11 protein-coding genes are annotated in these 12,699 nt (G+C 56.9%); 4 read left to right on the top strand and 7 right to left on the bottom strand.

Annotation, left to right across the window (positions count from 1 at the left end; translation table 11 throughout):
• Positions 1–52 precede the first annotated feature (52 nt).
• Genes VNZ60_RS17455 through VNZ60_RS17465 form a run of 3 tightly spaced genes read right to left on the bottom strand, consistent with a single transcriptional unit; the run spans position 53 to position 2,729 of the window.
• On the bottom strand, positions 53–1,063 hold the full coding sequence (locus tag VNZ60_RS17455) for an ABC transporter ATP-binding protein (protein WP_325661328.1): 1,011 nt from the start codon (positions 1,061–1,063) through the stop codon (positions 53–55).
• Positions 1,060–2,040 (bottom strand): HlyD family secretion protein, encoded by a 981-nt coding sequence (locus VNZ60_RS17460; RefSeq protein WP_325661330.1) that lies wholly within the window; start codon positions 2,038–2,040, stop codon positions 1,060–1,062. The genes VNZ60_RS17455 and VNZ60_RS17460 overlap by 4 nt, the downstream gene beginning before the upstream one ends.
• Before the next feature lie 14 nt (positions 2,041–2,054).
• Positions 2,055–2,729 carry a TetR/AcrR family transcriptional regulator gene (locus VNZ60_RS17465; protein WP_325661331.1) on the bottom strand — a complete coding sequence of 225 codons (675 nt, stop codon included), beginning with the start codon at positions 2,727–2,729 and terminating at the stop codon, positions 2,055–2,057.
• A gap of 307 nt (positions 2,730–3,036) precedes the next feature.
• On the opposite strand from VNZ60_RS17465, the gene VNZ60_RS17470 reads away from it, so the two are divergent.
• The 3 genes from VNZ60_RS17470 (at position 3,037) to VNZ60_RS17480 (ending at position 6,116) form a co-directional block, all read left to right on the top strand.
• Entirely contained in the window at positions 3,037–3,603 is a 567-nt protein-coding gene (locus VNZ60_RS17470; protein WP_325661333.1) for a hypothetical protein, read from the top strand.
• Between the two features lie 328 nt (positions 3,604–3,931).
• The gene (locus VNZ60_RS17475; RefSeq protein WP_325661335.1) at positions 3,932–4,693 is read left to right on the top strand and encodes a DUF8168 domain-containing protein; all 762 of its coding nucleotides are present in this window, start codon (positions 3,932–3,934) and stop codon (positions 4,691–4,693) included.
• 133 nt (positions 4,694–4,826) lie between these two features.
• Positions 4,827–6,116 carry a TCR/Tet family MFS transporter gene (locus VNZ60_RS17480; RefSeq protein ID WP_325661337.1) on the top strand — a complete coding sequence of 430 codons (1,290 nt, stop codon included), beginning with the start codon at positions 4,827–4,829 and terminating at the stop codon, positions 6,114–6,116.
• 59 nt (positions 6,117–6,175) lie between these two features.
• Here VNZ60_RS17480 and VNZ60_RS17485 read toward each other — a convergent pair whose 3' ends face one another.
• The 4 genes from VNZ60_RS17485 to VNZ60_RS17500 all read right to left on the bottom strand — a co-directional run bounded on the left by VNZ60_RS17485 (position 6,176) and on the right by VNZ60_RS17500 (position 12,007).
• The gene (locus VNZ60_RS17485) at positions 6,176–7,318 is read right to left on the bottom strand and encodes an acyltransferase family protein (protein ID WP_325661339.1); all 1,143 of its coding nucleotides are present in this window, start codon (positions 7,316–7,318) and stop codon (positions 6,176–6,178) included.
• 136 nt (positions 7,319–7,454) lie between these two features.
• Entirely contained in the window at positions 7,455–8,807 is a 1,353-nt protein-coding gene (locus VNZ60_RS17490) for a sigma-54-dependent transcriptional regulator (RefSeq protein ID WP_325661450.1), read from the bottom strand.
• A complete protein-coding gene (locus tag VNZ60_RS17495; protein WP_325661341.1) occupies positions 8,807–10,591 on the bottom strand; it encodes a sensor histidine kinase in 1,785 nt (594 codons plus the stop codon). Before VNZ60_RS17495 ends, VNZ60_RS17490 begins: the two co-directional genes overlap by 1 nt.
• Before the next feature lie 63 nt (positions 10,592–10,654).
• Positions 10,655–12,007 carry an MFS family transporter gene (locus VNZ60_RS17500; protein WP_325661343.1) on the bottom strand — a complete coding sequence of 451 codons (1,353 nt, stop codon included), beginning with the start codon at positions 12,005–12,007 and terminating at the stop codon, positions 10,655–10,657.
• Between the two features lie 479 nt (positions 12,008–12,486).
• Between VNZ60_RS17500 and VNZ60_RS17505 the strand changes: the two genes are divergently transcribed.
• The gene (locus VNZ60_RS17505; protein ID WP_325661345.1) at positions 12,487–12,696 is read left to right on the top strand and encodes a SlyX family protein; all 210 of its coding nucleotides are present in this window, start codon (positions 12,487–12,489) and stop codon (positions 12,694–12,696) included.
• Positions 12,697–12,699: the final 3 nt, after the last annotated feature.

The following is a 12,699-nucleotide window of genomic DNA, read 5'->3' on the forward strand; positions in this document are numbered from 1 at the left end:
TCCTTGAGGACGATGCTCCACCAGCGCGAGAATGATAATCCGGAGAGGCGATTCATGGCGGCTCCCCGAAATTGTCAGTTGAGCGATTCATCATGTAGATGAAGACGTCCTCCAGGCTGGTGTCTATCAACTCCATGCGCAAGTTCTGTCCCTGCGTCATCCGGCGCAGGGTTTGCTCCAGCAGCGCGGCGTCTTTGCCGCACACATGCAGTGAGGTGCCGAACACCACCAGCTGGTCTACCCCGGGCTGCTGGTGCAATTGCTGGGACAGGCCCACCAGCTGGTTTTCCTGGATATCGCCGTTGCGGTTGCTGTAGATCGCCCAAGTCGTGAGCCCCTGCCCGGCCGCCACTTCGGCCGCCGTGCCCTGCACCAGCAACTGGCCGTAGGACAGATAGGCCAGCTTGTGGCAACGTTCGGCCTCATCCATGTAATGGGTGCTGACCAGGACACTGATGCCCTCCGCTGCCAGCCGATGCAACTCTTCCCAGAAATCGCGGCGCGCCGCCGGATCGACGCCGGCGGTCGGTTCGTCCAACAGCAACAGTTCCGGCTGGTGCAGCATGCTGGCGGCCAGCGCCAGCCTTTGTTTCCAACCACCGGAGAGAGCACCGGCGAGTTGCTTGGCGCGGCTGCTCAAGCCGAGTTTTTCCAGGCTCTGCTCAACCACTTCCTTGCGGTTTTTCATTTCGTAGATGCGGGCGACGAAATCCAGGTTCTCGCGGATGCTGAGGTCATCCCAGTAAGAGAATTTCTGCGTCATGTAGCCGACCCGGCGCTTGATCTCGCCGCTTTGCTTGATGATGTCAAAACCCAGGCAGGTGCCGTGGCCGGAATCGGGTGTCAGCAAACCGCACATCATGCGGATCGAGGTGGTCTTGCCGCTGCCGTTGGGCCCCAGGAAGCCGAAGATCTCGCCGCGCCGCACCTGCAGCGACAAGTCTCTCACCACATGCTTGCTGCCGAAGTGTTTGTTGATGCGGTCGACATCGACTACCAGATCACCGTTGGTGTTGCCGGTGCTGTCGGCGTTGCGGGTATTGTTGTCGCTTGCGGTCGTCATGGCATGCTCACTTCGACCGGTTGCCCTGGGTGCAGTTTGAGCGCATCGGCCGGCGCCGGACGCGCTTCTATCATGTAGACCAGTTTGGCGCGCGATTGATTGCTGTAGATGATGGGCGGGTTATATTCGGATTCGGTCGAGATGTAGGAAATGTGCGCCGCTTGATTCGCCTGGCAGCCGTCGCAACTGAGCGTCACGGCCTGGTTCAGCTGGAGCCGACCGAGAATGGTTTCCGGCACGAAAAAGCGGATTTTGACGTTCTCCGGCGGCAGCATGCGCAATACCGGATTGCCGGCCGCCACCCATTCGCCTTCGCGGTACATGGTGTCGAACACCAAGCCGCTGCGGGTCGCGCTCACGGTCTTTTGGGCCAATTTCCAGTCGGCTTGCTCCAGCACCGCCTGCGCCGCCGCAACCTGCGCCTGTTGCGCCCGGATCTGCGCCTCGCGGCTGGGCAGGCGATCCACCGTCAATTGGCTTTGCCATTGCTTGACCTGGGCAGCAGCGGTCTGGGCTGCAGCACGCGAATCGTCGAGTTGCTGTTTAGCGATACCGCCGGCCTGGAACTGGATCTGATCGCGGCTGAGTTGAAGTGCCGCCTTGCTGGCGGCGGCCTGGGCTTGCACCAATTGTGCCCGCGTAACCTCTTGCTCTTGCGGCCGCCGGCCGCTCTGGATATCGGCCAGTTGCGCCTGGGCGGCGCTCAACTGGCGTTGCGCCTGGCGCTGAGCCGCGATTTCATCGCCCGATTCCAGCATGAACAAGGGCGCGCCGATCGCCACCTGCTGCCCACGCTGAACTGAAAGGTGATCAAGACGGCCCGCTTGCGACGAAGCTACATAGACATACTCGCCTTCCACATAGCCTTGCCAATCGTTGTCGTTGTTTGGCGCGCATCCTGTCAACGCCAGATAGCATAGGGACGCGCTTACCAGAGCTGACGATCGATGCGGGCGTTTGGCAAGGCGATGTGACATGGGATTTCCCTTTTTTATTCGTCGGTACGCGTGGTGGCCGGCAGCGCCAGCCCGTGTTGCAATAGCGCCTTGATGTGGCGCTGCAGCAGCGCCTTGTCCAGCAGCGCCGCCTGGTTCAAGGTTGGCAATAGGGGTTTGTTCTTCAAAGTGCGCGCCATCGCCAGCGGCAACATGGTCAAGCCGAGCACCGAGACAAAGATCAGGCTCGGTTCCAGCCCGGGATTAATGGTTCCGGCTTGCTGGCTGCGCCTGACGCTCTCCGCAAACAGAGCCAGCTTGGCCAAGGGCACGCGCCGGACCATGCGCTCGCGCAGCTGGCCGCCGTCGCTCAAGACTTCACGCACCCACAGGGCCGGCATCCACGGCATGTTTTCGGTAGTGGCGATCATGCGCTCGACGATGCCCATGATCATCTGCTCCGGAGACTCGGTGGCGCTGATCGGATCCCAGATACGGTTGACGAACAGGCAGACCCGCTCATCGACCACAGCCTCTATCAGCTGGTCGCGGTTCTTGAAGTAATAATGCACCATGGCCGAGGTGACCCCGGCCTGGCGCGCAACCGCCGCCACGGTGGTCGCCGCGATGCCTTGCGACGAGAACAGCAAGGTGGCGGTATCGAGTAGTTTTTCGCGTGAGTCCTGGTCTGATGCTAGCGGACGTCCGCGGGTTGGCGTTGGGGGGGTCATGCAATTTACATTAATCAATGGATTAATTAATTACAAGGCTGGACGCAAAAGAGAGTGTCTGTTGATGCTGAACAAATGCCTTAAGAAGCATCTGTAACAGATTGATTTAATAGAAAGTCATTCCGACTTGATCGGACAATAAGGCCTTGCCAAGTGGCGAGGGTTACCCGGTTTGATAGAGGCAACATTTCCGTGTATCATTGTTTTTTTTGCAAAACAAATTACGGCTCCAATCAAAAGATCCAGAATTCAATTGATGCAGCTCGCATCAATCTCAACAAATAAAACTCTTTCTCTTTAGCTTCCCATGAAAAAAACTCTACCGCTGCTTTTCGTCCTTTGTGCAATTGCGGGATGTGCGCACACCTCATCAGAAGATGCTGAATCAGACGACAGTGCCGTCGTCAACGTGGTCGCTGAGAACTCTGCAAAAATACGGGTGTTTAATGCCGATATCGTCCACTTGCATCCAGGCAAAAGCTGTTGGGCCTGGAACAATGAGGGCCGTATTACGGCTTCCCTGACCGTATTTTCGCGCTGGGCGCCTAATATAAAAGTCGGTATGCCCAAGCCAGCCGATATTCCAAAAATGTATGGAGAATATGTCGTTCCTGCCGGTCAGCCGCTCACCGTAGAAATAACTTACCGGAATGACGCTTCAGGCATGATAAGCACCTGCGGGCCGGTTGCTGTAACCTTTAAGCCAGAGATTAACAAGTATTACGACACATCGATGTTACATGCAGCATCCCGCTGTACCGTCAGAGTGCGGGAATTAATTGAAACGACGCCTGGCAAAGCCGACCCGATCCCGGTCGAAACTACTCCGGCGGACGCATGTAGTGCATCGGCAAATTTTTGGGGTAGACCATGAGCACTGCGTCAACGCACGCAGGATTCCATGGCGGCTAGTGATTGCAAAGTTGGCTGCTCGATTTCCTGCCAGGTACTCAAACGACTTCCAGGTAGTTGTTTGAATGGACGAGCATTCATGCCCGTCAATAACTCACTAATCGCTTGATTTATTTCTTCCAATGAGAAGAATTTTTTATTTCGCAGACGAAATAAAATCCATCTGGTGACAATTAGCACCGCAAACGCGGCATGTGCTTTATCTTTAGGTCGATACGCACGAGCAGCGAAAGGATGGGTGGCGGCACGTGTAATATGTCAATTTTTTGTTCGCATCTGGAGCCTTTTTAATGCATACAGTCCGCTTTAAAGGAAGAGTTCTCCCAGAAATAATGAAGGTGACCACCACATACAATGAAAGTATCAAGTGGGAATGCCTTGAAGCCGAGACATCGATGGAATTCAACTGCGGCATTGCCAATTCATTGATCGACGTGGAATGCAAGATTCCTGAGTTTCGAGTTGATATTTATCCGGAAATCTATAGACGCGCACTTGATCTTTCTAGAGCGCAGGTAGATTTAGTTGCGTTCAAGATGGGTTGGGGGTTGACCGTCGTTTTGGAAACATTTGTCGACCCGAAAGGCGTGTCGCATCCGATCTGTCATATAAATAAAAAACTCTCTTCGCTATGCACGTCATTTGGCCTAGATGCTGGTTTCGGCGAAATTTGTACTTTGGTGACTCAAAGTCCACAACTTTTTATGGCGCTTCGAGAGTTAATCTCATCCATCTCTTTGCCGCACGTATCTTCGGTAGATGCCGCTCGGGCCATAGAGCGTCTGAAACACCTTATTGCTACACCTGGAGCTAACGATAAGCAAGCGTGGAAAGAATTTCGAGAGGCTTTGCAAATTGATCAGAAATATCTGAAATACATTACTAATCACTCTGCAAAGCCCCGACATGGGAATCCAGATTTCGTATCGGGCGAGGTCACTACAGAGTTAACTTATAGGAGCTGGGCCATCATGAACAGATATTTTGAATACCTGAAACGTGGCGGAGTTCCACTTAGCTCCTCGGAATTTCCGTTGCTCGTAGCCCCGTGATTTAGCGCTCATGTCACTACACGAAACAAGCATCTTTAATTCACATGCAATTTGCCTGCAAATTTGGGAAAGAAAATTCTTGCGATCCCGACCTGCCAGAACAACGCAAGCAAACATACCGGAGCAGTGACGCGTGACAGATTCAGCCCCTCTCTCGAACAACCAAGGCCGCGCTGCGGCGATGCCTTTCATCATGCTGACCGTATTGATCGACATGATCTCGATCGGCCTGATCATTCCGGTGCTGCCGGTGCTGGTTGGGAAATTCACAGGCTCGCAAGCCGACCAGGCGTTCTGGTATGGCGCGGTAGCCTTCGCTTTCGGCATCGCCAATTTTTTCGGCTCGCCGATTCTCGGCGCACTGTCGGACCGCTACGGCCGGCGGCCGGTGCTGCTACTGGGTTTCTGCGGTCTGGCGCTGAATTTTTTCGCGACCGCTTTTTCGACTGCGCTGTGGATGCTGATCGTGGTGCGCCTGATCGGCGGCGCGATGCAGGCCAACGCCGCGGTTTGCAATGCTTATGTGGCCGACATCACCCCACCGGAGCAGCGCGCCAAACGCTTCGGCATGATAGGCGCCATGTTCGGCGTCGGTTTCATCGTCGGGCCGGTGATGGGCGGTTTGCTGGGCGCTGTGAATTTGCGCCTGCCGTTCATTGTTGCCGGCAGCCTGGCCTTGATTAATCTGATGTACGGTTATTTCGTGCTGCCCGAATCGTTGCCGCTTGAGCGCCGTCGCGCATTCGGCTGGGGCGCAGCCAACCCGTTGACCTCCTTGCGCGCCCTGGCGCGCTTGAAAGCGGTGCGGCCGCTGGTGGCGGTGATTGCCTGTAACGGCCTGGCGCAATTCATGTTGTTTACCACTTGGGTGCTGTACACCACGTTCAAGTTTGGCTGGGGGCCGCTGGAAAACGGCCAGTCGCTGGCGGCGGTCGGTATCATGTCGGTGATTGTGCAAGGGGTGCTGCTCGGACCGCTGTTGAAGCGCTTCAGTCCGCAGCGGCTGGCGGTTATCGGCCTGGTTTCCTCCACCGCCGCCTACCTGTTGTGGGGCGCAGCCAGTCAGTCATGGATGATGTATGCGGTGATTTTCGCCAATGTGTTCGGCGCCACTGTCAATGCATCGATCCAGAGCATTATTTCCGGTGCAGTCGATTCGCACAGCCAGGGCCAGACGCTGGGAGCAGTCAGCTCGCTGAACAGCCTGATGGCGGTGATCGCGCCTATCATCGGCGCACCACTGTTGGGTGTGGTGTCGCATTTACCGAAGGGCGACTGGCGGATTGGCGCGCCGTTTTATTTTTGTGCGGCGCTGCAACTGGCGGCGCTGGTGCTGGCTTTCCTGCACTTCCGGCGCCAACGCCGGCAGCGTGTGGAAGTTACACCCGCCAACGCCTCGCTGGAGACGGAAGATGTACTGTAAGCTCGGTCTCGGCGTAGCGCTTACCCTATCGTAGTAGTTACCCTACCCTAGTGATGACCCTACGCGGCAGCCGCAACCGGCAATCCAAAACCCTTGCCAGTGGCACGGGCTGCAAGACGACTCAGCGGAATCTCTACCCAGCGATAGAAAATCGCGCCGGCGGCAAGGCTGGCGGCCCAGGCCAGCAGCATGCCGGCCGCCTGCAGCAGCGGCCGCGCCGGAACAAACTTGGCGAAAGCGGCGTTGACGATCAGGCAGACCGGGAAATGCACCAGGAAGATGGAATAAGAGATCCGTCCGAAGGCGCGGATCCAGGCAAATCGCTGGCGCGACAACAGCATGCCGCGCCGGCTCACCAGCACCAGGGCACAGGCCACCAGCAAGGCGACCACGATGCGACTGCGGAAATCGATCGTCAAGGCGTACAAGGTCGGCAACAGGATTGCCGCCACCAGCAGCGCCACCACGGCCGGCCGCCGGTTCAGGTCGCGCGCCCACCAGGCGATGGCGCCGAGGCCGTAACTGCCAAAGAAATATGGCGCCCAGGCGTCCCAGGCGGCGTCGCGGTTGAAATACAGCAGCGAGGCGCTGACGCCGGCCACTACCAGCACCGGAGCCAGCCATGGCATGGCGCGCCGCTTGGCCAGACCGCCGGTCAGCCACAGCAGCAGGGTCAGCAAGGCGTATAACTGGAAATCGATGGCGACATACCAGGCGCCGGCCGAGATCGATTCATAACCGAGGATGGAATGCAGCAACAAGGCGTGCGCGGCCAGTTGCAACGCGCTCGGCATGGCGGAGATGGAATAGTGCGTCATCCACTGTGCGGCCCAGGCCGAAGCGCCGATCGCCAGCACGGTCGCCACCAGGAACGGCGGCACCAGCTTCATGTAACGGCGCCACAAGACGCGCAGAGGATCGGAGACAGCGGAAACGCCTTGCGGCGACAGCGATTTGGCGGCCAGGAAACCGCCGATCACCAGGAACACCTGGACCGCGATGCGGGCGTAAGAATCCAGCCAGTCGATCAACGTCGGCGCGATGGGACGGACATGATCTGCCATCGGCCCGTAGAACGCCAGATGGTGCAAGACGATCAGCTGTGCCGCGATGACCTTCAGCAGGTCGATAAAGCCGAATTGGAAATTGGAACTACGGTCTGGTGCGTTGGATGAATTTGGCAGTAGCGACGAAACGCTCATTGTTGCATCCATGTTGAAAAAAGATGCCAATGATAAAGATTCAGGCGCGCTTGTCCAGTGGAATATCGTTTTGTAACACTTTCTAAATGCAATAGTATTTTATTGTCATTGCAATCGCCGAATACCTCAGCGCAGCCTATGCCTTACCGACCGCCAGTTGGTACTTTTTTATCTTGTCATACAGGGTTTTCTTGGGCAGGCCTAGCCGATCTGCGGTGATGGCAACATTGCCGTTACTGGCGTTCAGCATTTCCGTGATCAGCATGCGTTCATAGATATCCATTTGCTGCGGCAGCGGCAGGCCGTTGCCGGCATCGTCGCTGTCCTGGCTGGCAAGATCGGCCACGCCCTCCGCCACACCCAGCACCAGCCGATCGGCGAAATTGCGCAGCTCGCGCACATTGCCCGGCCAGTCGCGGGTTTGCCATTGCGCCATTTGCGCCAGCGTCCATTGCGGCAACGGCCGCTGATAACGGATCGCTGCACCCTGGATAAAATGGGCCAGCAACAAGGGAATATCCTCGCGCCGCTCATTCAGGCGCGGCAGGTCGATGCTGACGACGCCGATGCGGTAATACAAATCCTCGCGAAAACTGCCTTGTGCGCTCATTTGCAGCAGATTGGCCTTGCTGGCGGCAATGATGCGGCAATCGATGCTTATCGGTTCATTGCCGCCGAGCCGCTCCAGCTTGCGTTCTTGCAGCACACGCAGCAATTTCACTTGCAAAGCCAGCGGCATGCTTTCGATTTCATCGAGAAATACCGTGCCGCCCTTGGCATATTCCAGCTTGCCGATGCGTCGTTTCTGGGCGCTGGTAAACGCCCCCGCCTCATGCCCGAAAATTTCACTTTCAAATACCGTCTCCGGCAGGGCGCCGCAATTGATGGCGACAAACGGGCCTTTGCGGCCGCTGGCAACGTGCAGCTGACGCGCCACCACTTCCTTGCCGCTGCCGGTCTGGCCATTGATCAGGATATCGACCATGGTTGGACCGACGCTGCGGATCATGGTCCTGACACGTTCGATCGCGGCCGACTGGCCGATCAGGCTTGGCATGTCCGGATGCGCCACCCAGGCCGCTTTGAGACGCCGGTTTTCCAGAATCAGGCTGCGTTTTTCCTGCGCCCGGTGGGCGGTTTCCATCAAGCGTTCAGCGGCGAACGGCTTTTCAATAAAATCGTAAGCGCCGGCACGCATCGCCTCCACCGCCATGCTGACATCACCGTGGCCGGTCACCACGATGACCGGCAAGTCGGGGTCCAGCGTCACTACCTGGCTCAGCAATTCCAGGCCGGAACGGCCGGGCAAACGCACATCGGTGACGATCACGCCGGCAAATCCGGCGCCGAGCCAGGGCTGCGCCTGCTCCACGCTGTCGCAAGCATGGACCGTGAACCCGCCCAGTTCCAGCGTCTGCGTAATCGCGTCCCGCACCGCTTGTTCGTCTTCGATCAATACTGCTTCCAGCGTCGCCACATTTGTCTCCATCAAGATTCAACCATATCCGGCAAAGGAATGCGCAACACGAATTCGGCGCCGCCATCGCCATGATTATTCGCCGTCAGACGGCCGTTCATCGCCTGCACAATCGACGATGAAATGGCCAGGCCCAAGCCTAGTCCCTTGCCGGATGGCTTGGTGGTGAAAAACGGCTCGAACAGATGCTGCGCGACCTGGGCCGGAATGCCGGAGCCGGAGTCGCGGATCCGGATCACCGCCTCGCCCGCCTCGCATTCCAGCACCAGCGAGACGATCTTTTGCTCGGCATTATCCACCGCGTCCAAGGCATTCCGCAACAGATTGATCAGCACTTGCTCGGTGCGTACCGAATCGCCCACCACCTGTGCCGCCTGGCGGATTTCGATCTGCAGCGCGGCGCCATGGGTCTGGAACTCGTTGTGCAGCAACAGTGCTGCTGCCTCTATCGATTTGGGCAAGTCGATGACGGCCACCGCTTCGTGGCTTTTCCTGGAAAAACCGTTGAGCTGGCCGACGATCTTGCCCATGCGGGCGCTGGCGTTGCTGATATGGCTCAGATTTTCAGTGGCTTTGTCGGCTTGCCCGCGCGACAGGAAAGTCATGGCGTTATCGGCAAACGCCCGGATCGCCGCCAGCGGCTGGTTCAGCTCGTGCGCAATGCCTGCCGCCATCTGCCCCAGCATGGCCAGCTTGCCGGCCTGGATCAGCGTGTTTTGGGTCGAACGCAGCAGGTGTTCGGTTTCTTTTAATTTGGCGTATTTCGTTTCCAAGGTGTGATTCGCCACCATCAACTCCTGCGTCCTTTGAGCGATGGTGCGATCCAGATATTCAGCTGACACCAAGCGTTCTTCCAGGCGTCGCCGGCGTTGGTACAAAGCCCACAGGGAAATGCCCGCAATCGCCAGCAACAGCGCCGCCGCCAAAGACCACAGCAAGGCAATGCGGGCAATCCGCGCCTGCGAAGGAAACAGCATCAGCTGCCAGCCGAGGCGGCCGATGCTGCGCGTAACGTGCTGGCCGAACTCTACTCTTTGCGTTTTCGGCAGTGAGGTCACCGGGGTGATCGCCTGGTCGGCGTATTGATGGGTGCCAGTCAGGTTTTGCTGTACCGCGCCGGGCAGCGGATACAGGCTGTGATATTTCCAGGCCGGGCGGTTGCTTAAGAACACCACGCCACTGCTATCGACCAGCGTAATCGGCTCTTCGCTGCTGCGCCAGGTATGCTCGAATTCGGTCAGGTCTATCTTGACCGCCATCACGCCTATCGCAGCATTGGCGCCGTGGGCGGCGGCACTGGCGTAGATCGGCTGGGCGATGAAGTAGCCCGGCACATTGGTGGCGTTGCCGATGCCGTAAAAGCGGCCGGCGTTGCCCTTGATCGCTTCGCGGAAATAAGGACGGAAGCCGAAATCCCGGCCGACAAAAGTGGTCGGTGTATCCCAGTTGCTGGAGGCTAGCGTCATGCCCTTGCGATCCAGCACGTAGATTGCCACCACCTTCGACTGCCGTTGTATCAATTGCAGCGTCAGGTTCAGGCGCTGGATGTTGAGCTGATCGTCCGGCTGCGCCAGTGCTTGCAACACATCGGACTGGAAACCGAGGGCAAACGGCAGTGTCTCGAATTTTTGCAATACCGATTCGAGGTCGAGTGCGATGATTTGCAGTTGCCGTTCGCTGGCTTCGCCGATATCGTCACGGGCTTTCCTGGTCGCCATGACGTAGGTGGTCGCCACCACGGCAATGGCGCAGACAAGCGCCAATACCGTCAGCACCCTCGGCTTTCTTAAGCGCATAAAATAGGCCAATAAGGTGGGCCAATAAGTTAGCAATAAGGTCACCAGCTTGCCAGGCAGTTTTTAACGCGACGCGGCGGACGCGGTACCGGCCGTATATTTTGCGGGTTCAAGCGGGACGTCTTTGAGATAACCTTCCTTGCTCGGATCACGCATCCGGTAGCTGACGACGAGCGCTATCGCGCACATGGCCGAGACATACCAGTAGAAACTCGATTCGATGCCGAACTCTTTCAGCTTGAGTGCGACAAACTCCGCAGAGCCGCCAAAAATCGCGTTACCCACCGCATACGACAGGCCTACACCCAATGCCCGCACTTCCGGCGGAAACATTTCTGCCTTGATCAAACCACTGATCGACGTATAAAAGCTGACGATCGCCAATGCCAGGATGACCAGGCCGAATGCCGCGTAAGGATTACTGACATCTTTCAACGCATGCAGAATCGGCACGGTCGCCACGGTTGCCAGGGCGCCAAACCAGAGCATCGATGTACGGCGGCCGATCTTGTCGGAGAGCGCGCCAAACAGCGGTTGCATCAACATATAAACAAACAGCGCAGCGGTCATTACCGTGCTGGCCGTCTTCGCATTCATGCCGGCGGTATTCACCAGGTATTTCTGCATGTAAGTGGTGAAAGTGTAGAAAATCAAAGAGCCGCCGGCGGTGAAACCCACCACCGTCAGAAATGCTCTTTTATGCTTCATCAAGCCTGCCAGTGTGCCTGCATCCTTGTTTTTGCGGGTTTCCGCGGTCGATGTTTCGCTCAGCGATTTACGCAGATACAGAGCAACCAGTGCTGAAATCGCGCCCAGCACGAAGGGAATGCGCCAACCCCATGCATGCAACTGTTCGGAAGTCAGCAACTGTTGCAAGATGACCAGCACCAGCACCGCCAGCAATTGGCCGCCGATCAGGGTCACGTACTGGAACGAGGCAAAAAATCCGCGCCGGCCTTGCAAGGCGACTTCACTCATATAGGTGGCGCTGGTGCCGTATTCGCCGCCCACCGATAAGCCTTGGAACAGGCGCGCAACCAGCAGCAACGCCGGTGCGGCGATACCGATGCTGGCATAGGTCGGCAAGCAGGCGATCATCAGCGAACCGCCGCACATCATCAGCACCGAGATCATCATTGCGGTGCGCCGGCCATGCTTGTCGGCGATGCGTCCGAACAACCAGCCGCCGATCGGCCGCATCAGGAAACCCACCGCAAAGATGGCGGCGGTATTGACTAGTTGGGTAGTCGGGTTGCCGCTAGGGAAAAACATTGGCGCAAAATAAATCGCGCAAAACGAATAAATGTAAAAATCGAACCACTCAACCAGGTTGCCGGACGAGGCGCCGACGATGGCAAAGATGCGTTTTCGGGTATCCGCTGCGGCGGCATGATCGGATGGGTGAAGTGTGGACATAGTTCTCTCCTGGTTTTAATATTTTTTGTGCAATCACGATGATCTTGCCTCTGCATCACGGTATATCGGCAGCATGCATGCAAGCTGCATCATGCCATCTGAAGGGCACAACTAGCAAAGGGGGGAAATCGTCGGTGGAATTACTGCCGGGCGGAATTCAAGAATTCAGATCGCAGGCAGCGAGGCGGGGTTATCTTGTCTGGCATTTTGTCTCCTATTAATAGTATTTTTTGCATTAAGCACAGCAGACTTCATGCCAGCTCAAGCGCAAAACCTAAGTATTTGATTTATTGGAAAAAATTACGCAGGGATAAACGCAGGGATAATTATTATCGGTGGTTTTTGTGCGGAAATCCGGAATTATCTTTTTATCCGTTCCGGATTTCCGCCCGATCGCGCAGATGCCGAAACCGCATATTCAGTGCTTCAGGATCAGGCTATTGCGTTACCATCTGCCCTTCAAAAAAAGGAACCCGACGATGAATCAAGAAGACCGCATGGTCGATATCGAAATCAAGCTCACCCGCCAGGACGATATGCTGGATGAATTGAACAAGCTGGTGTATCGGCAGCAATTGAAGATAGACCAGCTTGAGGCGCTTTGCGGTGCGCTGGCGCAAAGGATTAAGCATGCCGCGGACAGCAACAATGCGGGCCAGACCGTCAACGAACGGCCGCCGCATTATTGACTA

The sequence above is a fragment of the Collimonas sp. genome, from assembly GCF_035566375.1.
GTDB lineage: Bacteria > Pseudomonadota > Gammaproteobacteria > Burkholderiales > Burkholderiaceae_D > Collimonas.

Excerpts from the sequence above, each read along its gene's own strand:
- VNZ60_RS17455 (WP_325661328.1), bottom strand. The coding sequence starts at position 1,063 with ATGACGACCGCAAGCGACAACAATACCCGCAACGCCGACAGCACCGGC.
- VNZ60_RS17460 (WP_325661330.1), bottom strand. The coding sequence starts at position 2,040 with ATGTCACATCGCCTTGCCAAACGCCCGCATCGATCGTCAGCTCTGGTA.
- VNZ60_RS17465 (WP_325661331.1), bottom strand. The coding sequence starts at position 2,729 with ATGACCCCCCCAACGCCAACCCGCGGACGTCCGCTAGCATCAGACCAG.
- VNZ60_RS17470 (WP_325661333.1), top strand. The coding sequence starts at position 3,037 with ATGAAAAAAACTCTACCGCTGCTTTTCGTCCTTTGTGCAATTGCGGGA.
- VNZ60_RS17475 (WP_325661335.1), top strand. The coding sequence starts at position 3,932 with ATGCATACAGTCCGCTTTAAAGGAAGAGTTCTCCCAGAAATAATGAAG.
- VNZ60_RS17485 (WP_325661339.1), bottom strand. The coding sequence starts at position 7,318 with ATGAGCGTTTCGTCGCTACTGCCAAATTCATCCAACGCACCAGACCGT.
- VNZ60_RS17490 (WP_325661450.1), bottom strand. The coding sequence starts at position 8,807 with ATGGAGACAAATGTGGCGACGCTGGAAGCAGTATTGATCGAAGACGAA.
- VNZ60_RS17495 (WP_325661341.1), bottom strand. The coding sequence starts at position 10,591 with ATGCGCTTAAGAAAGCCGAGGGTGCTGACGGTATTGGCGCTTGTCTGC.
- VNZ60_RS17500 (WP_325661343.1), bottom strand. The coding sequence starts at position 12,007 with ATGTCCACACTTCACCCATCCGATCATGCCGCCGCAGCGGATACCCGA.
- VNZ60_RS17505 (WP_325661345.1), top strand. The coding sequence starts at position 12,487 with ATGAATCAAGAAGACCGCATGGTCGATATCGAAATCAAGCTCACCCGC.